Genomic DNA, 24,635 nt, shown 5'->3' with positions numbered 1-24,635 from the left:
GACCATATTCTTGTTTTCTAATTTTACAATAAATCATAATACCTAACTATAATTTAATGATAGATATTACTAATTTAAACAATGATATTAAACACACCAGTGAGCATTTGCAGTTAATGAGTAAAATATTAACTTCATATGATATTGTCTATGGAATATTAAATAAAAACGGAATTGAATTAGCCAAAGATTTTGAAACAGAATTTGCTAATTTTCAATATATATTAGTATTATCTCAATTTGAACTTTGTTTAGTATTTAAGTCGATTTACTATTCTCTCAATGATCTTGAAAAAATTCATAATATTAAAAGAGGTTTATTAATTCTTTATGAAACCAAAATTGCACTAGATAAGCTAAATCTAACACTAAGAAAAATAAGTTTAGATTTCCCCGAACTTGAAGATGAGTTTAAACTAATAATAGATCTTATAAGAGATTCAAAAAAAATAATTTTGTCACATGGTAGAATTGAAGATATAAGAAATAATGTTTCAGCTCATATTAATCCAAATTTTTTAGAATACTACAAATATTTTGAAAAAGTCGATCTTTCTGAAGACCTTAATTTATTAATGAATATGAAAAAAACATTTTATTCTATTGAAAATTTCATTAGTAAGATTAGGTCTTTAAAATGTTAGTTGTAAATATTTTATACCGCTATTCTCATAAGTCTCATTACTTTACATATCAAAAAAATCCCAGCTTTCGTTGGGATTTTTAAGCCCTACTCTACGGTTTTGCGTCTTCCCTTCTTCAGAACTTAAATAAGGTCTGCAGGCTTCGCTTTTAACAATAAGCTTTTGCATTCGGTGGTTTGGAAAAGCTCCAGTCCTTCCTGCCACCATTTCGTCATCTCCTCTTTATCAAATATAAATGAATGGGTGGTAAGTATCCTGTTGATAAAAAAGAAATTGATGTGTACATTGGTGGTTGCCGCTTCCAACTGTGAAATAATAAGATCGTCACTGGCAATCTGATTCAGCATGAAATCTGTAGTACGGGCAAAAACATCCAATACATTCTGGAGAGGTGGATTATTGTATGAAGTTTTTTCCAGCCGCAATACAATGGTATCTATGATTGATGCTCCTTTTTCCAGGGCGTACTGTAAAGGGATAAGGTTTCCAAAGCCTCCGTCAGCATATTCATTTCCGTTTTTCCGGCATAAGCTCATCAAAGGAACCATATTGGATGAAGCCCAGATCCAGTCGCAGAAATCCTCATAACTGTGTTCATTAGAAGACTTATACTCTATTTGCTGCGTTGTAAGGTTGGCTACTGTCACTACAATTTCTTTTTTCAGCTCTTTTATTTTTTCAAAATCCCGCTTTGTAAAGCTATTGCGGATAAGATTTCTGAGGTTGGTACTGTCTCCTAATGTCTTTTGTTTTTTTATAAACTGCCTGATAATCCCCAGATGGTTGATCCCTATTTTTACTTTACCGTTCTTCTTCGTTATTTTAAACGGACAAACCGTAAAAATATCGGACTGCTCGATGGTGGTATACAACTTTTTAATTCTTTGGATATCTCCAAGAGCCAGAAAGGGAATCAGAAGACTTCCGGTTGAAGTCCCTACAAAGAGTTCATAGTCGTTTTTATTATGTTCTATAAGATGTTCTGCTACCCCGCCTGCAAAAGCCCCTTTGCTCCCTCCTCCTGAAATGACCAATGCTTTCATAATTGATTAAAAATTAACGTAGTACTAATGTAATAATAAATCAAATATGTGAGTCATAATACATTCAACCCACTACGAGATTGAATACCCCAAAGCATACATTCACCTGACTATTCCATGTATGGAAATTAAATCTTCTGTCATATTGCCAATACTGAAAAAATTATGATTATCGCTTTCAATATCTAAATTATCAAAAAAGCATTCATAATCTCTTTTTTATAACAATTCTAAATACCACATGAATCAAATTTTTACGTAGAAATACGTAATCGAAATCACTGTCAAATGAATAATTTTGGATTAATAAAACTCATAACCATGGATATCACTAAAAACAAATTATGGCTTCTTACAATTGCATGAGTAAGAACAAAACATGCTACTATTTTATTTTTTCCAATTGTATTGAGTCTTCTTTAATCAATAAAAAACTGACTTTTTAACACCAAATTTTATTCAATGATTATCAACACCAAAATCCTCAACGTCGATGATTACTACTACGGTGTATTCATGACAATTTCAGCCCCGCTAACGGGATTTACCGAAAATGAATTACAATCTACAGGTTTAGCCGAAACTTATTACAAGCATATTCTTGGTAAGATTGAAAAAGCCACTTTCATCGAGTTTTTGAATATTTCTAAAAACGCTATTGAAAGTTCCCAAACTCCGGATCAACTGTCTGCTGCAATTTCTACTCAAATTCTATCTAACCCCTCCACTAAAAAAATTGCACAAGACGTGATCACCCTCTGGTACCTGGGAACCTGGGAAGGTGCTTATGTAAACGATCTCTCTTACAAAGAAGGATTGGTATGGAACATCATGCAGGCTCACCCGCCAGGAGCGAAACAGCCGGGCTTTAAATCTTGGAGTATTAAACCTGTAAACAGCAACTCATGAATCAGACAGAAAAACCACAGCCAAAAAAAGACGTCATCATTGTAGGAACGGGAATCGCCGGATCTTTAATTGCCAAACTTTTAACAGATCACGTTTTTGATACGGATGCAAAAAAAATGATCCACCGTTCCGAAATGAACGACTCAAAAGCCTATAAAGAGTTATCTATTTTAATGTATGAGGCAGGATTGGAAGCCGGACTTGAATTAGACTCCGCATCTTCAATGGTCAATTACAACGATTACATCCGTAAATATTATATGGAAGGTGCAAAAGTTCCCAATTCACCGTATCCGGATCTTAAGCAGGCTCCTTCTCCCAATGTTTTGGATATGCAGAAGATCATTCCCCCATTCCCTGAAAAAAAAGGATATTTGGTACAGTTTGGTCCGATGCCTTTTGCAAGTGATGCCATCCGGGTTGGAGGCGGAACTACCCTTCACTGGCTGGGAACAACACCAAGAATGCTTCCCAATGATTTTAAATTAAAGGAAAAATACAACAAAGCAATGGATTGGCCAATCGACTATAAGACCCTGAAGCCTTATTATGAGATGGCAGAATTTGAAATTGGGGTTTCAGGAAGCGTTGCTGCCCAAAAATATCCTATTGAAGAAAGTAGAGAAGAATATTATGGTAAAGATTATGTTTTTCCAATGGATGAAATCCCTCAAAGTTATATGGATCAGCAAATTATCAAAGGACTGGAAGGAACTTCTGTTCAGTTAGATTCCGGAAGCATTCCACTGACGCTGGTTCCTTCACCACAAGGAAGAAATTCTACACCCAACGCGGCTTATGGAACAGCAAAATTAATTAAAGCAAATCATTCAGAATCAGGGTATAAATTATCCTTAAACAACATAGAAAATGAAGAATATAAGGCTCTGGGCGCAGTCTGGAATCCTTATCAGGGAGAACGTTGTGAAGGAAATGCTTCATGTGTTCCAATTTGTCCGGTTCAGGCAAAATACAACGCTTTAAAAACATTGAAAAAAGCACTGTATAAAGTCAATAAAAACAAAAATCTCCAAAGAAATCCTTACATTCAGGTTCAGGCACAGAGTGTGGTTTACAAAGTAAGTGTAGATCAGCACAATCAGGATAGAATCTCAAAAGTTCATTTAAGAAGATATATTTCTAAGGAAAAAACAGATTTTGTTGAAGAGGTTATTGACACCAGCAATTCTATTGTAATTCTTGCTGCCAATGCCTTTGAAAATCCTAAAATCCTTTTAAATTCAAAATATACCGCTATGAAGGACGGACAGCCCATTGAAAAAACGGTTGCCAACAATAGCGATCAGGTGGGAAGAAATCTGATGGACCACATGGTAATGCTCACTTGGGGACTATTTCCTAAACCCGTATATCCTTACAGAGGTCCAGGTTCTACCACCAATATTTCGTCTTTCCGTGACGGGAAATTTAGAAGCGAATTTTCCGCGTGGATTTCTCCTCTTGACAATTGGGGATGGAGCTGGCCTACTTTCTCTCCCGGATCTGATCTTTCAAAATGTCTGAAAGGAGGACTTTTTGGTAAAGAACTAAAAGAAGCTTTGGCTAAAGATCTTTCGAGGCAGGTTTTATTCCATTTTGAAATTGAACAGTTACCTAATCCAGACAACAGAGTAACCATTAACAATGAATATTTAGATGTCCTGGGAATTCCACGCCCTGTTATTCACTATGAATTAACAGATTACGAAAAAAGAGCGATGGAACAGGCAAAACTGGCTTCCAACCAGATGTTTGAAAAACTTGGTATTAAAGATTGTACGGAATACAGTGCAAAAGATAACAATACTTTCATGTATAAAGATGTCAGATATTCCTATAACGGAGCAGGTCACATCGTGGGAACTCACAGAATGGGTCACGATGCCTCAGATTCTGTAACGAATAGCTACTGTAAAGCCTGGGATCATCCGAACTTATATATTGTAGGAGCAGGAAATATGACCACTCTGGGAACTTCGAACCCAACTTTAACTTTATCAGCATTCACGATTCGCTCAGTAGAATCCATTTTGAAAGATTTGGAAACAATTTTAAAATAAAAAGAAATGAGACAACAACTTATCAATAAAACAGAACCTCAGGAAAATATTGAAAATAGTACCTTTTCAAGAAATTCTTTCGCCCAAAATACCATCACTGAAGAAGCAATCTCTTTACAATCATTATTATTTGATTCTAAAATAGGCAAACATGACTGGACTGAAGGATTGAAGCACCACAGCAAAACGCTGACAAACTTCCTTTTAAATAATCAGATTAAGGAATTTAATACTTATCTGCAGTCTCAATTTGGTGGACACACTGAAGAGATTTCTAAACAAGGATTGGCTGGCTTAGATTACCGTCCGATTTTACAGGACCTTTTGCAAACAGCCATTCTGATTGAACATTCTACAATTCCGCCCTATCTTACCGCTTTGTACTCCATTAAAGACGGAACCAATGTTTTAGCTTCACAAATCATCAGAAGTGTTGCGGTAGAAGAGATGCTTCACATGATTATGGTTTGTAATGTGATGAATGCTGTCAATATTCAGCCATCAGTCAACCAGTCTCAGAATTACCCTACCTATCCGATGAAACTTCCGATGAATGTTGATTTCTACGTAGGGCTGGAAACATTCTCACCCAACAGTATTTCGACTTTTATTGCGATTGAAAGCCCAACTAATCCTACGGTAAAAGCTCCGAAATATATTCCTCAAATTGAAACCTCAAGTTCATTTTCAAGAAGTGTGGCTCAGGAAAATAACTTCTGGACATTGGAAAACATGAAAGATTTTATGATGAAAAATGTTCATACCATTGGAGAATATTATGACGTTTTATTCTTTTATATCGTGGTTTTCCAAATCATTGCTTATTATGAAAAAAATAAAAAACTGCCACAGAATTTTGAAGAACTCAATAAAGGGGGAATCTTCACTGGAAACCCAGCCAAACAGATCCGTCCGGAACAGTATTACGGAAGTGGCGGAAAATTACATCCTGTTGATGCTTTGGAAGGAGTGATTCTTGTTTTCCAGGAAATTAAAGGACAAGGTGAAGGAGCTGATGATTCTATTTTTGATGTAGATGCCTCACAGTTTGAAGAAGGAGCAGAATTGGCACATTATTTCAGATTTAAAGAAGTTTTCCATGAACATTTTTATGTTGGCGGTGATTATAGACCTTTCATTGATGAAAAAGGGATGATGCCTGTAGCCACTCCACCTGTCGGAAAACCGCTTCCTGTAGACTGGAGCGCCGCTTATCCGATGAAACCGAATCCTAAAATATCCGACTATCAATCAAATCCGGTACTATTTGAGCAAGGAAAAGCATTTAATGCTACTTATAAAAAATTATTAGATGCTATTCAGGCTGCGGTGGAAGGACATGCTGAAGAACTGCCAAAATCTATCATGTATATGTATGCACTGAAAGAACAGGCCATCGGATTGATGAGCCAACCGTTAGATTCCCAATATAATGCAGGACCTACTTTCGAATATCCTTCAAACTAATACACCAATATACCATGTTAAAAAGAAAACAAGAGATCATTCAAGATCTTAATGCGCGAGTATTAACAACTTCGCCGGAAGAACAGAAAGGGTATTTAGAACAATTGATGAAGGGTTATTCAAAATTATTAATTGATGATCCTGTACGACCTTTCAGAGAAGATCAACTAAACGATATTGCAAATAATGTTGATTACGGTATTCTGGCTGCCCTAAACGGAACCTGGGTAAGCTACAACGCCAATTACAATGATCATATTAAAAGACCATCTTTAGGAAGCGGAATTCACACCACAATTATGCCTTCTCCAGGGACGAATCCCGGTACAATTCCTGGAAAATTCAGTTTTGATACAGAAGAATATATTGAAAAACTAACATTCGAAATTGTTCCGGGTGGCGTACGTAACCGAGGTGGGGCCACTGAATTGTTTTGTGGTGCTGTAAAGTATGATCAAACGATTAAAAGTGTCAATAAGGTAGAAGGTCAGTCAGAATTGCAATATGCAGGAATTCATGAAGAAAACGGGATGTATCTTTGGCTAAGCGACGTTTATAATTACGCAGCAACTGAGGAAACCATTAAAAAAGATCGAGGAATTCATGCCCGTTCTGAAAGCGATGCTCAAAAATACGGATACACAGGCGAATACAGAAATGAACCGCTGGTTGAGGTAAGAGATGAAAACGGTAACTCTTCCTATATTCTTTTAAGCCAGTTAAAAGAAGGACAAAAATATTATGAAATTATTCCTGCTCAGGAAATCAAACCTCTGGATGGAATTACAGGACCTTATTTTATTCCGGATTATTCGATCTCAAGAAGCGGAGTTATCCCTCACGGAAGTACAATTACTTTATTGGGAGATATCGCTCCGAGCGGTTTAGATTATTTAATTAATGGGGCTCCACAATTCCCTTACGGAGATGCAGCATGGCAGCCGGAACATCTTTCCATTTCACCCACAATGGGAGGTGCAGGTGCCAGTGTAACAGACCCTATTAACTTAGATAAACCGGCTCCTGGTTGGGTTCATGAAACGCTAACTGATGATAATGACCGCGGCTCCAACAAAATCTATACCCAGAGAATCCTTGCAGATCAATTGTATCCTTATTGTGTAAGACCTGATATGCGATTAAGAGATACATTGAGTGGACAAAAAGTGGCTAATTATGTTCTTATTCAATTATCTTCAAAAATGAAAACCGGAGCACAGGGTGGAATTTTAAATGTTCCTTTTGTCAACCGTTTTGTTCCGACTGTAGAAGTCGATTTTCGTTTATGGATCGAAACGGTGATTGAAGATGGAAAAGAAATTCTTCAGCTGCAGTATGAACAGATCATATTCTTTGAATTCGATTTCGGAAATGATGGCGGAACAACAAGCTGGCCTCATATTCAAGTCAATACACTTCGTAAAATGGAGGATATTCCTGATGATCAGAGAAAAATCATTGAAGAACAGTTCTTCGATGCTCCTTCAGGAATGAGCATGACCATGCCTGCTTCCGTTACTGAAAATGGCATCGCTCCTCCTCCAGGATGTCCTTATCACAACAAAGGTTAAAACCCAAAGTCAACAAAGATTCTACGGGGTCATAAAACGCCTCGTAGAATTATATTAAAAAAAACTAAAACCTAAAACCATGAATAATCAATTACCTCCAATCCCTGAAGGATTTGGCTTACCTTTCTATTATGCAACATTATTCAATATTGAAGTTGCGTTTCTCGTTGAAAGAGAAAAAGTTATAAAATATCTGGAAAATACCGGATTAATTGCTGCCGATTTTAACGGAAAAGCTTTGGTAAGTTTTAACTTCCAAAACTATACCGGTCAATTTCCCAACGGAGCGAGTACCACACAGGAAATCGAATTAAATATCGTTTCTTATCCTAAATCTCAAAAAAACAATGTCGCTTTTGTAACTGCCAAACAATACCTGCGTGGTGAAGAACAGACCAAATTAATGGGCCATAAAAGAGTGCACGTTCCCTGTGATGCAGACATGGCAATAAAAGCAGGTATCGAGCTGTTTGGAGAACCGAAATTTAAAACCACCTTTACGACCAACCTTCCCTCATTAAATGTTCCCGGACAAAATACCTGGACGGTAACCTGTAATGATCCTAACAAAAGCAGCGAATTCATTTTCACTTGTAAGGCTGATGTTACAGATCTAATTCCGGAAATATCCGCCTTCTCTCCTATCACAGAGTATGGACAATACGACAAAAAGCTTATCGGCTGCCGTTGGAATATTCTACAACCTACCAACCTTTATTTTTTAGATCTGAAAAAAAGTAAAGACTTTGTAAAAATGTCTTACGGAAGTTCAAAAAATAAAATGAGAGAAGATATGGAAATCCTTATTGGTGATACTCCGGCTTTTGCAGTTCGTACAAGTATGTCGGCTCCTGCAGCGATTCAGACAAGGTCTTATTATATTTAATTAAACCAAAAAACCACTGAAGACCTATGAAAATCACAAAAACAAGAGCAATCTGTAGCTCTATGCTGCTATTGCTTACCGCAATAGCTTGTAAAGAGAATAAAAAACTCTCTGACAGCCAGTTACTATCTGCTACCCAACAGCTTTTTTCGAATGATAACGAACGTTTCCCGGATTACAATACTTTTTATAAAGTACCTGATAGCTTTTCCGGAAAAACTTTTGAACTCAGCCAGGATTATCCGCAGACTTATGACAGTACTAAAGTAAAATATCCTTGGCGGGATATAGACTTTACAGATAAAAATAAGTATCAGAATTATATGGATACTGTTCTGAAATATTGTTTTGAAGGAAATACAGACCATGACTTTAAAGTTCAAAAAAATACCATCCGAAAATGGTATCACGCTCCATGGATGCATAATGACGATCAATATATTGTCAATACAAGCCATGATTCTATCTACGTGGGTGCAGGAAGAGAAGCATTAAGAGGGCTTACTCAGGAAATCACTTCTAAGCCTGGCCAAATACATGATTTACAAAAAAAACCTTCACAAACCTGGGCTATTTCTTTCTACAACGAACCTGGCGGGTACACGTTTGGAAAAGTATGGAAAGGACAATCTCCTGATATTAATAAGTCTGATTTTCCAGAAGGAACAGTTTGTTTTAAACTTATTTTCACAGATGCTCCTGTTGAAGAAGTTCCTTTTCTGAAAGGAAGTTTGGAATGGGATGCACACATTTATGATAATACAGTAAAGAAAGATATCAAAGGGAAAGTCGTTAAAAAAGTAAGATTGCTTCAGGTGGATATTGCTGTAAAAGATTCCAGAGCCTCACATACACAATGGGCTTTTGGTACTTTTATCTATAATAATGCCAAGAAAGGAAAAGACTGGTACGAAAAACTTGATCCTGTTGGAATAGGCTGGGATAACGACGTGGATCAAATGAATGACATCAACAGATTCCCAAACAATTTTATCAATACAAAACTCAAAGAAAATATCATCAATGCTTCATTGCTAAAAAACAGCAATTCTGGAAACAATCAGGATCAGGCCTACGTTACACACCTTGGAATAGGAGGCAGAATGAATGGCCCGGTTGACAATCAAAGATCGTCCTGTATCTCCTGTCACAGCCGTGCCGCTTTAAATTCTGATTATGATGCGCTGGATCTTGCAGATTTTTCTAACAAGGCCTATGATACAGTGATGTTTAAAGAGTTCTTTCAAAAAGTGAAAGGTGGAGTACAAACCATCAATTACAAAGGTAAAGCTTACAAAACGTCTGACTTCTCATTTCAGGTTTCCATGGGGATAAGGAATTATCAGAATCACCTGAAAATTTTACAACAAATTCCAAGTTCAAAAATTCAGTCCAAAAGAGTTCAGTTTGATGATGTTATCTCTGCTTCTGAAAATACAAAACAACTTCCGGTTATCACAAGAGACGGAGTGATAGATCCTGAATAAACATTGAAAACAGCTAGCAAAAATCAGGTATAAAAGTGTTTGAAGAAATAATCATCTTCTCACTTGAAGAGACAACTATTAATGGTTGTCTCTTTTTTTACCCTCATTACTATGATGGATATTTCCCCCGCCCCCCCTCTCCGAAGTCTCCTGACTTCGAAGCACGTATAACGGGAATCATCTTATTTACCAGCTCAAAGTCAGGAGGCTTTGCCAGCGGAGTAGAAAATATAAATACCAAAAAGCGGATTCATAAAATTGGAGGACTATAGATGAAAAAATAATAATCTACAATATTTGAAAAATGATTATTAACAATCCTATTTCTTTATTCCTTATATCTTATTTTTACAAAAAGATTACATGGATAAATTGAGTTTTCTGGAAGTTATTGCTGCGATTACTGCTTTTGTATCGTTATTGCTTGCTGTATTTTTGTTAACAGTAAAAACAGAAAGAAAACTTGAAAACAGATTATTTGCTGCTTTCCTTATCATAAATGCCATTGACATCAGCGGACTTTTTATGCATCTTTTTGTGGAGAGCTATAATCTGAAAGCTTTCAAAATATCTGCCTACTTATTGGTAATGCCTCTTTTCTATCTGTACGTAAATGCAGTTTGCTATTCCGATTTCACTTTAAAAAGAAAACATTTACTGCATCTTATTCCCTTTATTACTGCCAATTTAATTCTAGTACCAAGGCTTTATCTTGCAGAAGGTACTGCTAAAGAAGATTTCTTTACCACAATGTGGAACTCTCCGGAAATGTTTTTTTATCAGGGAATCGGGGAACTGCAATATTTATTTTATATCATTGCTGTATTCCTTATCCTTAAAAAATATAAAGAGATTTATCTTGAAAACTATACCAATCCAAACACTTTATTATACAAATGGCTGTCTCAGCTTACCATGATTTTCTTAGTCATTCATGTATGTATTATTTTTAAGAACATCGTAAGATACACACAGCATAGAGATCTGTTTATCTGGCTGAATATTATTGCAGGAACAGTGTCTTTATTGTCCGCGTGCTGGTTTATTTTAAAGGCTTTAAATCATCCTGAACTTTTCCGAAGAATTGATTCTACCCTACAGCCGACAAAAGATTTTGCTGAAACGCTGGAAACTGAAAATAAAACGGATGATGCCAAAAGCCTTCAGATCGAACAGCTTAAAAAATTCATGGTTGAAAAAGAACCTTTTTTAGAACCTTCATTAACAATTCAGGAATTGGCAGATCAGGTGAACATTCCTGTTCGTGAATTGTCTGTACTCATTAATCAGCACATCAATCAGCACTTTTTTGACTTTGTGAATGAATACCGCATAAAAAAAGCAATGACCCTTCTGAAAGATCCCACGAAAAAAAAATATACCGTGTTAGAAATTCTATATGAAGTAGGTTTCAATTCAAAATCTTCTTTTCATACCTCATTTAAAAAATATACGAATCAAACTCCAACAGAATTTAGAAACAACTGATATTTAATTATTTGTAAATAATCGGACATTGAATTGCAGATAGTCGGACTCATTTTAATCAACAAAATGAGTCCGACTTTTTTAGATGGACTCTTTTCAGGATTTCTTACAGGATATTTGCATCAGATTATCAATCTCAAATTAAAATTCTGACCATGAAATATGTAACCCTTATTTTATTTTTTGCCCTACTTGGTTGTAAAAATGCTCATCCCATCCATCAACAAAAGATTGAAAATGCAATTACTAAAAATGCACTTCAGCTTTTAGAAGACAAAAGATTTCATTCTGTTTCTATTGCCGTACTTAAAGACGGAAAATCTACCATAAAACATTTTGGAGAGCTAACAATTGGAAAAGGAAACAAACCCAACGATTCTACTCTTTATGAATTAGCTTCTGTAACGAAAACCTTTACAGGATATATAGCCGCAAAAGCCGTTCTTGATCAAAAACTCAATGTAGAGGATGATATCAGAATCTATCTTAATGGGTCCTATCCCAATTTAGAATATAAAGGTGAACCTATTAAAATCAAACACCTCATCACCCATACAAGCGGCTTTCCTAATTTCCCGATAAGAAGTGAAAATAAAGAGGCTTTTTTGGAAGGATTAAAACTCATCAAAATCGAAACAAAACCTGGAGAAAAATATTTCTATTCAAACACAGCTCCAGAGTTGACCGCTTACATCCTTGAAAAAGTGTATCAAAAACCTTATGAGGAACTGGTCTCTGAATTTATTTTGAAACCTAATAAAATGAACCAGACAAAGTTTACCCTCAATAAAGATGACAAAACAAGATTGGTGAAAGGTTATAATGATAAAAACGAATTAATGCCCAATTTCAACAGAACATTATGGGGTGGAATTTCAGGCTTACATTCTACAACTACTGATTTGGTGAAGTATATGAAATTGCAGCTTGACCCGTCAAATCCTATTGTCAATGAATCTCATCAAAAACTGTATAAAGAAGGTTCTGATTTTTGGGAAGGTTATCATTGGTATATTATAGAAAACGATCATCAATTAATCTACAGACATCACGGCGGGATATATGGGATGCAGAATTGGTTTGTGATTTATCCTAAAAAAAATATGGGAATATCCATATTGACAAACACCAGCTTTAATGAAACGGGAGAAATCTTAGAAAAATTGGTGGATAACCTGTATGATTCCATCAATGAAAACCAGGAATAAAACCGATCAAAGCATTGTTGGGGGAAAACATAAAGTTTATGAATAATTTCCGCTCTCCGAAGTCTTCCAGCTCTGGAATAATTGTAAAGAAAATCATCTTATTTTCATTAGTTCAAAGCCGGGAGATTTCGCGCAACAAAGGAAAATGCAATGAGAAACATTTTTAAAAATTGAAACTCAATAAAAAATAAAGCATAACACATTCTAGAATTTTATACTCCTATGTAATAATATCATTTTTTCAGTTGTTTTACTATTAAATTAGCACCATAAAATAACCATAGAATCAATTCTTTATATATGAAAAAAACGATACTGCTCATCCTATTTTTTTTATCACTCAATATGTTTGCACAAAACAAAAAAGAATTCCGAAATGACCTGCAAAAGAAAATAGATCATTACCTAAAAGAAACAATTGAAATTAATGAAATTCCCGGAGCTTCAGTTGCCGTTATTAAAAATGGAAAAATTATCTATCAGCGATATTATGGGAAAGGTTCTATCGAAGAAAATACAATCGTAGATCGAAATAGTATTTTCAGATTATATTCTACCACCAAATTAATTACTGCGGTTGCTATCTTTCAGCTTATCGAAAAAAATAAAATTTCCCTGGAGGACAAAATTTCTAACTATTTATCTGATTTACCTAAAGAGTGGCAGGATGTAAAAATCAAAAATCTGGTAACCCATTCTTCCGGGTTGCCGGATATTGTAAAATTTGAAGATATTCCCTATTCTTTAGATGAAAACGAAAAATGGATCAGATTGTACAAAAAACCAATAGAGTTTAAGATCGGCGATCATTACAGTTACAATCAAACCAATTATTGTCTACTCACAAAAATTATTGAAAAAATAACAGGTTCTTCATTTGAAGATTTTGTTTTGCAAAACCAGTTTCCGAATGTAAAAAAAGGAGTGGTTTTTTCAGCCAATTCATCAGAATTTATCTTGGGAAGAGTTAATCACTATGTGTTTGATTTTAAAAAGAAAAGATACGAAAGATTCAATGCTGATCATGGGAAAATTCACAATTCAGGAAGTGGTTTAAATCTCACCCTTCAGGAATTTATAAACTGGAATGAAAGACTGGATACCAACAAACTTTTAAATCAGGAAACAAAAAACTTAATGTGGTAGCCCTTTGAGTTTGAAAATAAAAAAGATAAGTTTCTTTACGGCTGGAGCGAATACTCAACAAATACCATTCATTCTTTAGGGTTTACCGGCGGTTACATGACTGCATTCAGAAAATTTACAGATGAAGATTTAACCATTATATTTCTTTCTAATGGATATAAATATTTTCATGTTGAAGAAAAAGTGGTTGACCATATCGCAGGCATTATTGATGAGAAACTGATCGATAAAAAGGCATGGGCCGAAGAAGAAATAACAAATGCTTTTTTCAAAAATGATTATACAAAAGCAATACAGACCTACCATGCATTAAAAAGTAAAAATCCTACATTAAATTTTGAAGATACATTGTTAAACATTGCTTATACCTTGATGAATAGTGATCGTTTAAATGAATCAATCAAAGTATTTGAACTCAATGTAAAGGAAAATCCGGCATCATTCAATGCATTTGATAGTTTGGCAGAAGGGTATTTTAATAATAAGCAATTTGAATTATCAAAGGAAAATTATGAAAAATCTCTGGAACTAAATCCCAAAAATGAAAATGCCAAAGAAATGCTTCTCAAAATCAATAATCTTATCAAAAAATAAAGCACATTCATTGAAAGTAATAGGAATCACTTGCCGTCTGAAGTCTTCTGGCTTTCTTGTTCTCCGAAGTCCCCGCTCTCCGAAGTCTTTCAGCTCTGGAACAATGTTAAAGAAAATCATCTTATTTTCATTAGTGCAAAGTCGGGATATTTCGCGCAACAGAGGAAAATACTATGAGAAACATTTTTAAAAATTGAAACTCAATAAAAAATAAAGCATAGCGCATTCTAAAATTTTATGTTCCCATGTAATAAAATTCTTTTTTCAGTTGTTTTAATAGTAACTCAGACCAATAAAAACAACCATGGAATCAATTCTTTAAATACAAATAAAAATGACACTGCTTACTCTCTTTTTTCTATCATTTACACAAGACAAAAATATTTCACACAATGATAGTACATTAACAATGGCAGTGTAGGCAGTTTTGCCCAAAATGAAGAATTCAATAACTATTACCATAAGTAAATGACAATAAACATTAAAAATTGTAAATCGGCCCTTATCCTCTTATTTTTCTGTACTCAGGTATCTTCAGTATATGGGCAATCATCAAAAGAATATTCAAAAGAAGTCCAAGCAAGGATTAAAAACGTGGAGAATAATCTTTCCAGCTGGGTACAAATAGAAAATAATCCTACAAGATGGACATTGGAAGAAAGAATGAAATTCTATCATGCAAATGGAGTAAGTATTGCTGTAATCAGAAACTATAAAATTGAGTGGGCGAAAGGTTACGGATGGGCTGACAGTCTGCAACAAAAGCCCGTAACAACAAACACTTTATTTCAGGCGGGTTCAAATAGCAAATCCATCAATGCTATAGGTATATTAAAATTGGTTCAGGAAGGAAAATTAAACCTCAACGCCGATATCAATGACTACTTAAAAAGATGGAAATTTCCTTACGACTCTTTATCAAAGGGAAAAAAAATAAGTATTGCCAATTTATTGAGCCACACTGGCGGTATTACTGTACATGGATTTGACGGATATGAATACGGAACTAAAATACCAACCCTTGTCCAAATATTAAATGGTCAAAAACCAGCTAATTCAGAAGCCATCCGTTCCATGTATGAACCCTCTCTGAAATATGAATATTCCGGTGGTGGCACCACTATTTCGCAATTAATTATTGAAGATGTAACAGGCCCTACGATGAATATATGTGGAATAATGTACTAAAACCAATGGGAATGACTCATAGTTCTTATACTCAGCCTCCAAAATCATCTAACCTCAATGTATTAGCTACAGGGTATTATAATGATGGAAAAGCGGTAAAAGGCAAATACCATATTTATCCGGAACAGGCTGCAGCCGGACTTTGGACAAACCCAACAGATTTAGCAAAATATGTCATTGAAACTCAACTGTCTTTAAAAGGGAAATCTGAAAAAGTACTTTCAAAAAATATGACTGAACTAAGGCTCACCCCCTTCATTGATAAAAAATCGGCATTAGGAGTATTTATCATTGATAAAAATGGAGTTAAAAATTTTGAGCATGGTGGTGTAGATGAAGGATTTGTAAGCCAATACATAGGCACTCTGAAAGGAGGCAATGGCGTTGTGGTTATGACAAACACTTACAATACTGCTTTATTTGATGAAATTATCAGAAGTGTTGCCCAGGAATATAGTTGGAATAATGCTTATACACCTGAAATTAAAAAAGAGATTTATCTTAAAGATACTGATTTACAAACTTATTTGGGAAGATATGGCAGTGGACATTATATCTGGTCCATTATTAAAAAAGATAATGGCATTTATTTAAGTATAACTGATAATGAATATTGGGGTACTTGTATGTGGAAAATGCATTTCACCAGTGACGATAATTTTTTTGTTACCGAAAAAAATAATGAGCTCTCTTTTATAAAAGATCTATCAGGAAAAATTACAGCACTTAAATGGAATGATGATCTATTAAAAAAAGTACAAGAATAAAAACAGTTTAGCCACTATATCACAGTCACAGTGAAGGTTATTTTAATAATGAACAAATTGAATTGTCAAAAGAAAATTGCGAAAAATCTCTGGAGGTAAATGCCAAAGAAATGATTCTCAAAATCAATAATCTTATCAAAAAATAAAGTACATTCATTGAGCATGATAAGAACCCCTTGTTGTCCGAAGTCTCCTGACTTTGGAGCAAGCTTAAAGAAAATGATTTTATTGACCAGCTCAAAATCAGAAGACGTTGCGCAGCAGACTCTGGACAGTATCGATATTGATGAAGCAGCGGTTTAAATTAGTTTTTACTCAAGCAATATCCCTGTAATTTCCTCATACAATGTCCGTAACTGTTTCTCTTTTATAGCATCGGTAAGCGTTCCCGCGTTTGTACACAGGACGACGCTGGTATTTTTGGAAGGAAAATAAAAAGCATAGGCACCGGCTCCGATCCCACTACCCTCGTGGCCGATGGCTTGCAGGCCACTATTGGTTTTATAAAAATACAGCCCTAAGCCATATATCGGAGTACCCTGATTACTCACCGCAACCTTCATTTCTTCCAATGATGCTGGTGACAATACCGTTTTGTCATGGAGCAACCTGTAGTAAAATCCCGCGATATCCTGAACAGAAGCTACAATACCGTCATCACCAATGAACGTAAGGACCGTACCCAACTGCAGGTGGCTCATATCGGTAAAAGCGCCATCTATTTCCAGATAGCTGGCCGTCGTCCCCTGAGGAGCCATAGTGCTTGCCGAGCCCGCTATATAATAGGTGTTGGAAAGTCCAATGGTGTTAATTATTTTGTCCGTAATATACTTTCGATGTCCGTTTGGAGTAACCCTATCTATAATAAGAGCCAGCAAGTGATAATTTATATTGCAATATCCAAATGAAGTACCGGGTGCAAATTTTGCGGCTTGATTGTATATATAGCTCAATACCTGTTCGCTCGTCATAGGCAGTGGCCCTGTAACAGCGTCGTTTAAAAACTGATCGTTATCTAAATAATCAGGAAGACCTGATGTCATCGTAAGCAGTTGCCTTACCGTAATGATATTTCCATTTGGCAGATGATTACAAATATCAGGAAGATAGGTGTTTACCCTGGCATCGAGATTAATTTTGCCCTCCTCTTTCAGTTTTAAGACAGCCACTGCGGTAAAGGTTTTTGAAATACTCTGCATATAGTGAAGGGCAGAAGCAGCCATCGGCTTTTCATTAATTAACGCGTCTCCTGCAACCAGGGTATAATTCCCTGAAGCTGTATTTACACTAAGGCTTAAGCCCGGGAAGTTGGACAAAGCTTTATCAAGTTTTTGCTGTACCAGTGCTTTTCTATCGGCTGAGGAGTTTGAATCATCATTGCTGCATGAGGTGATAAAAATAACAACAACTAGTAATATGAACTTTTTCATAACATGTAATTTGAATTATTTACATGCAAAATTCATATAAGAAAAATGAGAAGAGGTTTCAAAAGCTTAAAAGTGCATAAATTGGTACTTATTTCCTGATATTTTTATATTCGTTTGGGGTCTGGTCGCTCATGACTTTGGAGCAAGTGTAAAGGAAATAATCCTATTTTCATTAGCTCAAAGTCGGGAGACTTTGCAGAAGGAAATGATCTAATTTATTTTCGACTACTGACACACTGCTGTCACATCACTGGTGTAAGTTTGCATTATTAATTAATCTTTAAAAGAATAAAAATGACAAACGAAATTAGCTCAGTATTTAAGTCAACCCATTTTCCTAACCCTACTCTTATTTCAGTTAACGGTGTAGAGCTGGAAGTCTTTGAAGCGGGTAAACAGAATGCTGGAAAACCTATTGTACTCTGCCACGGCTTTCCGGAACATGCTTTTTCCTGGCGTCATCAGGTTTCAGCATTGGTTGCAGCTGGGTATCATGTGATCATTCCCAATCAGAGAGGTTATGGGAACTCATCCTGTCCGTCCGAAGTAACTGAATATGATATTGCACACCTGACAGGTGACCTGGTTGCCCTACTCGATCACTTTGGATATGAAGATGCCACTTTTGTTGGTCACGATTGGGGAGCCAATGTTGTTTGGAATCTGGCACTATTGCATCCTGATCGGGTAAATAAAATAATAAATCTGGCTTTGCCTTATCAGGAGCGTGGAGAACAGCCATGGCTTGAATTTATGGAAGCTATATTTGGAGGTGACTTCTATTTTGTTCACTTCAATCGACAGCCGGGAGTAGCAGATGCTATAATGAATGAAAACACCTCTCAGTTCTTCCGTAACATATTCCGCAAAAATATACCTCCAGCACCACCAGAACCCGGAATGCTAATGATCAATCTTTCAAGAGCAGAAAATCCACAGGGAGAACCTTTAATGCGAGACAACGAACTGTCTGTATTTGTTTCTGCTTTCGAATCATCAGGGTTTACAGGAAGTATAAACTGGTACAGAAACCTTGACAGAAACTGGCACTTAATGGCGGACGTAACCCCAATCATTCATCAGCCGACTCTTATGATATATGGTGAACAGGACACGATTCCCCAATCTGAAAACCTAAAAAACATTGTCCCTAATCTGGATATTGTGAGTCTGGATTGTGGCCATTGGATTCAACAGGAAAAGCCAGAAGAAACCACCCAAGCAATTTTAAAATGGTTAGAACAACAGAATGCCTAACAAGGAAGTAGAAACCTATTTTCCTTAAAGCCAAACAGGTTGGAGACAATGGCTGAGAAAAACCACCAGTCTAAACAATCTGTTTGGCTTTATTCCACAAACAAATCTAAAATTCCTTCGATAAATTGATGTGTAGCCGTTGATGATCTTGTGCATCAGAAATCAAAACAAAAAAAACAGCTATGGACTGCCCCCAAAAAGTTAGACACTTTTTTGGGGCATTTTTTACGCAAAAGAATATCTAATTCTATATTCTTATAGGTAACATTATTTTTTCACCAGTTCTACCCGCTCTCCGAAGTCTCCTGACTTTGGAGCATATTTTACAAAACATTTTTAATTGCATGGCTCAAAGTCAGGAGACTTTGCGCAGCGGAGACTTTGCGCAGCGGAATACCTGTGAAACGTTCAATCAGCTGTGGCAGCTTTATGCCCTCATATGTTTTAATATCCAGTTTAAACACTCTTTAGAATCCATGATACTCCAGGAATGAGGATGTCTTGTACCGTCCGGGCGAATTCCACGATCATTGGTGATGACAAGATCAGCGTTTTTGTGACCTTTTATTCGCAACAGATTAACCATCGCTGTAATATCTGCCACATTAAGGTCGTAAATATCCCTTCCCCTGTTTTCCATCTGCCATATAATTCCCGGTTCTGTATAAATCAAAATAGGGATATTCAGAAGATATTTTGCATTGCCACCATCTTTTTCACGATAAGAAAACATTGATTCTCTTACATAATTGGCTCTGTTTTTATCCGGTGTACCGATGGCATCAACCATTTCGTCAGTTAAAAACTTAGCTTCATTAGTTCCAATATCAGAGTAGTTTCTTTCGATCTCTCTCTGCAATCTGTAATACATATTTTCGTAATCTAACGGCAGATCAAGAGCGAATACAGAATTGGGTATAAAATAGGTGTCTTTATCCCGGATTGCCCTTTCAGCATAGGTAACAGCCAGCATTCCGCCGCCGGAAAGTCCACCAATTGATATTTTATCTTTGGAAATTTTATGCTTTTCCACTGTATCTTTTACAATCCTGTCCAAAAATTTCTGCTCTGTATGAAATCCAAAATCCCCTTCTTCCCAGGTTGGAAATAATACGATAAGATTTTTTTCCAATGCCAGATCATCCAGATTAATCTGATTCATTACTTTTTCGCCATTTTCACCTCCACCGGGTAAGATAACAAGTATTCCTTCAGCTTTATCCTTCGGAACTAATTTCAAATAATGGTTCTGGGTATCTTTAAAAGTGATTTTTTCAGAAGTCTGTCCAAAAAGGTGAGTACAAAACATTCCCAGTAGAAGGGTAAAGTATCTGATGTTCATAATTAAATAGTTTATTACTGATTATAACGCTGATTCTAAAAAAATATTTGATTCATATGAAGGGTACTCTGGCTTTCTGCAATCTCTTGATTTTGGCGTAAATTCAAAGGCAAAGATCTTATTTATCAGCTCAAAGTCTGGAGACTTTGTGCAGCAGAAAAATAAAAATCACTTATGTCTTTCTAATTGTATTCCGCGTAAGATTGATATAATTAAACATGCAAAATGTTGCTGCCGCCCCGAAAGTATGCCATAAAAAGTGGGTTCCGAAACTCAACCATCCCCATTTATCCGCTATACGGAAAGTCAATGCAAAAACAAAAGACAATACAGCAAAGCCTACCCATTTACCAGCTTTCCATTGGGTGTAGATTAAATAACGCAATACCGAGAAAACTACAAATGAAGCCATAATTGCATAATTCAGGTTGATAAAAAGAGAAGGGTTATCTATCAGAATCCAGTTTATCAATGCAAACATGAGCAGTACATATACGATAACCATTACAACAGCATAATACCATTTGGTGCTCTGCGCTATAAAATAAAATCCGGCAGACAAACAGAGCAACATGATGGGCAGCCAATCCATCATAATAAATACCGGCCATTGCCTGAATGAATGATAAACAGTTCCCCCTATGGCACCAATATATAATAAAACCAAACAATAGGTTAAAAAAGGATATTGTTTAAAATTACCTTTCATTTTAAGGGTCCAAAAAATGGCTATGGCTAAAAAAAATACAGCAGTAATAGCATTTAATGGCTCAGGAAAAAACTGAGCCATATCTGTTTCTTTATATAACATGCCTCCATCCGGAGGTATTGGGCTTATCGGCATTGTCTTTAATATACTTCTTCTAAATATAGAGAAATTATGACATTATATATTTGGATGTGCCTGATTATATATTATAAAAATGTTAATTTTATTTCTTATACCAATAAACCAGATTGATTATAAAACGAATATTATTTTTGATGCAGTATATTTAAATATATAGTTTGTTATTTTAATTTCATAAGAATTACATTTGTATCTCTTCTTAAAAACCATGGACAAATACAGCTTTTTGGAAATAACAGCATTTGTAGGAATATTTTTAGTGCTTCTTCTTGCCTTATTTTTACTTACTGTTAAAACAAAATATAAACTAAGAAACTACCTTCTTGCTTTTTTTCTCTTTACAAATGCTGTAGATGCATTAAAGTTTTTGCAGCGGGAATTTCCAGTTAATTATATCAACCTCGAGGCGTTTCGTTGGAGTATTGTTTATTTGGTTCCCGCATCGTTTTATCTCTATGTACTGTCTGTTTGTTACTCCAACTTTCGATTAAAACCTAAGCATTTACTCCATACAATTCCCTTTGTTGCCTACAGTTTGTATCTGATGTGGGGAATTTTTTTTGTAGACAGAGCCTCGAAAATAGATTTTATAAATGGCATGAATGATATGCCTCTCATGCAATTTTTTTACTTTCTTTTCGAATTGATGATTCAAGTTTATTTTATTGCTTCATTTCTGGTGATCAGAAAGTCTAAAACGGTATATCTCGAGAATTATACAAACCCCAATATTTCTGAACTTAACGCCCTTTACAAAATAACAATTCTATATTACGTCTTACACTTTATAGTCCTTATAAGATGGCTGGTTACTTTTATCTTTGGGCTGGGTGAGATCCGGGCCTGGATTGTAATGCTTGATGGGTTTGCATTTTTATTTTGTACGTGCTGGTATCTATTTGTTGCGTTAAACAATCCTGAGTTTTTCCGAGGAGTAAATTCTGATCTGAAACCTATTACAGAAGTTGTTCCAAAACAAAAAAACAGCCCTTTAATAGTTGAGGAAAAAAATGAACAAATCGAATTCTTAAAAAACTTTATGGCTGAAAGAGAACCCTATCTGGATTCCTCATTAACTATTCAGGACTTATCGGAGCAAGTAAAAATGTCCGTTAAAGATTTATCTACTTTGATTAATTTGTATATGGATAAACACTTTTTCGATTTCGTTAATGAATATCGAATTGAAAAGGCAATGCAAATCCTAAAAGATCCGTCTCAAAAAGAACTGACTGTTTTGGAAATCTTATACCAGGTTGGTTTTAATTCTAAATCTTCGTTTAATACTTCTTTCAAAAAATATACAGGAAAAACTCCAACAGATTTTAGAAAACAGCCTTTGTAAAATCAAATTATTTTCAAAAAATGAGTTCGATTTTTTTTAATCGGTCGCGTCCTGAGGTTCTTTAAGGCATATTTGCAGAAAATAATTAAATCTAAAATAAAACGATAACCCAACAGTTTTCAAAATGAAAAAAACATGCCTTATCTTTTTCCTGATTTTTTCACGCCCCACTTTTGCACAAAATGTAAACGAAAAAATCAAATCATTCGAAAATAATCTAAATTCCCGGAACAAGACCAAAAGCAAAAAATTGACCTTAAAAGAGCGAATGGATTTTCACGAAATAAATACGGTAAGTATTGCTGTCGTGAAAGATTGCAAATTAGAACCGGAACCTACCAATCAGAACGCAAAAGAAATGCTTCACAAAATCGAAAATATTTTAACAAACAAAACTAAACATACATGAAAACACTTAATCCAGAAAGAAGTATCAGTTATTTTTTAGTTTTGTTAATCATATTTAGCTGTAATTCCAGAAATATTAAAACGGAAAAAAATTCTGTCTACGTCAGTAAAATTGATTCCTTAATGGCAAAATCCTATGAAAGAGGATTGTTCAATGGAAATGTCCTGATCGCTAAAAATCATAAAATCATCTATCAGAAATCATTTGGTTTTACTGATGAAACAAGACAAACTAACCTAAATGATAAGTCAATATTTAATATTGGTTCCATTGCAAAGGAATTTAATGCTGTTGCTATCATGATTTTAGTTGAACGTGGTCTTCTTAATCTTGATGATAAGGTCTCCAAATTTAATTTGGGCTTACCGAAATGGTCTGAAAAAGTGACCATCAGACATCTGATTAATTATGCCAGTGGTATCCCTCCAATCGAACGATTAAAACCCGAAAATGATGCGGAGGCATGGAATATTTTGAGAAGTAATGACAGTCTGCTCTTTGAACCGGGAACCAGTTACAGATATGATAATGGTAATGTATTTTTGCAAAGAAGAATCATTGAAAAAGTAACCGGAATATCATTTGAGGAATTTGTCATTCAAAATATAGTTAAACCACTGAAAATGACCAATTCTGTATTTGAACCAAAATTGGGTTATAAAAACCGAACATCCTGTTATGATATGGACCGTGTCCGATGCCCGGAACTGAAATTTATCAGCGGATGGCTTTGGGTAGATACCAATGATCTCTACAAATGGATTGAAGCACTGAATTCCAATCGATTAATCTCCAAAACATCCCTTCAAACTTTGTTGAATAACCCGTATGCACCTGAAGAAGGTGGATCACTTGGCAGATACTTAGAAAAAGATGAGTTGCAAAGACATAACGGAGTTTCTTATAAATTTGAATCCATCTTTTTAAACGATTTTAAAAATAATATTACGATAATTCTGGTGTCCAATAATCTAAATAGAGTTTGGGATCTGGGATATATTATTCATAACTTAATGTTGGGAAAAGAGTACGAAATTCCTAAAAAATCTATTTATCAGGAGATCAGAAAGGAATCTCTCGGCAATGTAAATAAAGCTATAGAAACATACTATGTGCTCAAAAAAAATTCTAAAAATGAATATAGCTTTGAGAATCCAGGTGAGCTTAATAAACTAGGCTATGAATTATTAAGGAGTGGAAATATAGATTCTGCCATTAAAATTTTCAGTCTTAATGTTTCTGAGTTTCCCGGATCAGCCAACACTTATGACAGCCGCGGCGAAGCCTATTTCAATAAAAAAGAATATCAATTATCAAAAGACGATTATCAGAAATCATTAGAACTGGACTCAACCAATAAGAATGCAAAGGAAATGATTTTGAAAATCACCCCCTTTTTGTCCAATAAAAAATAATTATACTTTCAGTATTTGGGATGGTAATTCTTACAGGATTATTTATTTCTGATCATTCCCAGGTAGTAGCCGTAAAAACCTTCCGGATCTTCTGTTTGACAGTTCAGCTCTTCATCAATTGATGGTAAA

General features: G+C 35.3%; 20 protein-coding genes and 1 pseudogene. 17 read left to right on the top strand and 4 right to left on the bottom strand.

Going from position 1 to position 24,635, the window contains the following annotated elements:
* The first annotated feature begins 56 nt into the window (after nt 1-56).
* Entirely contained in the window at nt 57-644 is a 588-nt protein-coding gene (locus WH267_RS03320) for a hypothetical protein (RefSeq protein WP_340005663.1), read from the top strand.
* 122 nt (nt 645-766) lie between these two features.
* Here the strand turns inward: WH267_RS03320 and WH267_RS03315 are convergent, their stop codons facing one another.
* Entirely contained in the window at nt 767-1,687 is a 921-nt protein-coding gene (locus tag WH267_RS03315) for a patatin-like phospholipase family protein (protein ID WP_340005661.1), read from the bottom strand.
* Nucleotides 1,688-2,149: 462 nt separating this feature from the next.
* Between WH267_RS03315 and WH267_RS03310 the strand changes: the two genes are divergently transcribed.
* The 12 genes and pseudogenes from WH267_RS03310 to WH267_RS03255 all read left to right on the top strand — a co-directional run bounded on the left by WH267_RS03310 (nt 2,150) and on the right by WH267_RS03255 (nt 16,761).
* Nucleotides 2,150-2,596, top strand: a complete 447-nt coding sequence (locus tag WH267_RS03310; protein ID WP_340005659.1) for a hypothetical protein — start codon at nt 2,150-2,152, stop codon at nt 2,594-2,596.
* Nucleotides 2,593-4,656 carry a GMC family oxidoreductase gene (locus tag WH267_RS03305; RefSeq protein WP_340005657.1) on the top strand — a complete coding sequence of 688 codons (2,064 nt, stop codon included), beginning with the start codon at nt 2,593-2,595 and terminating at the stop codon, nt 4,654-4,656. Before WH267_RS03310 ends, WH267_RS03305 begins: the two co-directional genes overlap by 4 nt.
* 6 nt (nt 4,657-4,662) lie before the next feature.
* The gene (locus WH267_RS03300) at nt 4,663-6,123 is read left to right on the top strand and encodes a ferritin-like domain-containing protein (RefSeq protein WP_115970747.1); all 1,461 of its coding nucleotides are present in this window, start codon (nt 4,663-4,665) and stop codon (nt 6,121-6,123) included.
* A 14-nt stretch (nt 6,124-6,137) separates the two neighbouring features.
* Nucleotides 6,138-7,694, top strand: coding sequence for a peroxidase, FMP-type (locus WH267_RS03295; protein WP_228438627.1), 1,557 nt, complete (start codon nt 6,138-6,140; stop codon nt 7,692-7,694).
* Between the two features lie 79 nt (nt 7,695-7,773).
* The gene (locus WH267_RS03290; protein ID WP_340005653.1) at nt 7,774-8,580 is read left to right on the top strand and encodes a hypothetical protein; all 807 of its coding nucleotides are present in this window, start codon (nt 7,774-7,776) and stop codon (nt 8,578-8,580) included.
* 26 nt (nt 8,581-8,606) lie between these two features.
* Nucleotides 8,607-10,067, top strand: coding sequence for a hypothetical protein (locus tag WH267_RS03285; protein ID WP_340005651.1), 1,461 nt, complete (start codon nt 8,607-8,609; stop codon nt 10,065-10,067).
* A gap of 363 nt (nt 10,068-10,430) precedes the next feature.
* Entirely contained in the window at nt 10,431-11,555 is a 1,125-nt protein-coding gene (locus WH267_RS03280) for a helix-turn-helix domain-containing protein (RefSeq protein ID WP_340005649.1), read from the top strand.
* A gap of 155 nt (nt 11,556-11,710) precedes the next feature.
* Nucleotides 11,711-12,763 carry a serine hydrolase domain-containing protein gene (locus WH267_RS03275; RefSeq protein ID WP_340005647.1) on the top strand — a complete coding sequence of 351 codons (1,053 nt, stop codon included), beginning with the start codon at nt 11,711-11,713 and terminating at the stop codon, nt 12,761-12,763.
* Nucleotides 12,764-13,063: 300 nt separating this feature from the next.
* Nucleotides 13,064-13,909 carry a serine hydrolase domain-containing protein gene (locus WH267_RS03270; RefSeq protein WP_340005645.1) on the top strand — a complete coding sequence of 282 codons (846 nt, stop codon included), beginning with the start codon at nt 13,064-13,066 and terminating at the stop codon, nt 13,907-13,909.
* 96 nt (nt 13,910-14,005) lie between these two features.
* Entirely contained in the window at nt 14,006-14,503 is a 498-nt protein-coding gene (locus tag WH267_RS03265; RefSeq protein WP_340005643.1) for a tetratricopeptide repeat protein, read from the top strand.
* A 468-nt stretch (nt 14,504-14,971) separates the two neighbouring features.
* Nucleotides 14,972-16,458: pseudogene (locus tag WH267_RS03260) on the top strand (serine hydrolase domain-containing protein).
* A 156-nt stretch (nt 16,459-16,614) separates the two neighbouring features.
* The gene (locus WH267_RS03255; RefSeq protein ID WP_340005641.1) at nt 16,615-16,761 is read left to right on the top strand and encodes a hypothetical protein; all 147 of its coding nucleotides are present in this window, start codon (nt 16,615-16,617) and stop codon (nt 16,759-16,761) included.
* An 8-nt stretch (nt 16,762-16,769) separates the two neighbouring features.
* Here the strand turns inward: WH267_RS03255 and WH267_RS03250 are convergent, their stop codons facing one another.
* Nucleotides 16,770-17,888: a serine hydrolase domain-containing protein gene (locus WH267_RS03250; RefSeq protein WP_340005639.1), complete on the bottom strand. Its 1,119-nt coding sequence runs from the start codon at nt 17,886-17,888 to the stop codon at nt 16,770-16,772.
* A 294-nt stretch (nt 17,889-18,182) separates the two neighbouring features.
* Here WH267_RS03250 and WH267_RS03245 point away from each other — a divergent pair, with 294 nt between their 5' ends.
* Entirely contained in the window at nt 18,183-19,145 is a 963-nt protein-coding gene (locus WH267_RS03245) for an alpha/beta fold hydrolase (protein WP_340005637.1), read from the top strand.
* 427 nt (nt 19,146-19,572) lie between these two features.
* On the opposite strand, the gene WH267_RS03240 is transcribed toward WH267_RS03245, so the two are convergent.
* Both WH267_RS03240 and WH267_RS03235 read right to left on the bottom strand, forming a co-directional pair.
* Nucleotides 19,573-20,487, bottom strand: a complete 915-nt coding sequence (locus WH267_RS03240) for a hypothetical protein (RefSeq protein ID WP_340005635.1) — start codon at nt 20,485-20,487, stop codon at nt 19,573-19,575.
* A 172-nt stretch (nt 20,488-20,659) separates the two neighbouring features.
* Complete coding sequence (locus tag WH267_RS03235; protein ID WP_340005633.1) at nt 20,660-21,331, bottom strand: hypothetical protein; 672 nt, start codon at nt 21,329-21,331, stop codon at nt 20,660-20,662.
* Nucleotides 21,332-21,545: 214 nt separating this feature from the next.
* Between WH267_RS03235 and WH267_RS03230 the strand changes: the two genes are divergently transcribed.
* The 3 genes from WH267_RS03230 to WH267_RS03220 all read left to right on the top strand — a co-directional run bounded on the left by WH267_RS03230 (nt 21,546) and on the right by WH267_RS03220 (nt 24,506).
* On the top strand, nt 21,546-22,682 hold the full coding sequence (locus WH267_RS03230) for a helix-turn-helix domain-containing protein (protein ID WP_340005631.1): 1,137 nt from the start codon (nt 21,546-21,548) through the stop codon (nt 22,680-22,682).
* A gap of 268 nt (nt 22,683-22,950) precedes the next feature.
* The gene (locus WH267_RS03225) at nt 22,951-23,091 is read left to right on the top strand and encodes a hypothetical protein (protein ID WP_340005629.1); all 141 of its coding nucleotides are present in this window, start codon (nt 22,951-22,953) and stop codon (nt 23,089-23,091) included.
* A 122-nt stretch (nt 23,092-23,213) separates the two neighbouring features.
* Nucleotides 23,214-24,506, top strand: a complete 1,293-nt coding sequence (locus tag WH267_RS03220) for a serine hydrolase (RefSeq protein WP_340005626.1) — start codon at nt 23,214-23,216, stop codon at nt 24,504-24,506.
* Nucleotides 24,507-24,635 lie beyond the last annotated feature (129 nt).

It is taken from the genome of Chryseobacterium sp. MYb328, assembly GCF_037572595.1.
In the GTDB taxonomy this organism is placed as follows: Bacteria; Bacteroidota; Bacteroidia; order Flavobacteriales; family Weeksellaceae; genus Chryseobacterium; species Chryseobacterium pennae.
This window is presented reverse-complemented; position numbering and strand designations above follow the sequence as displayed.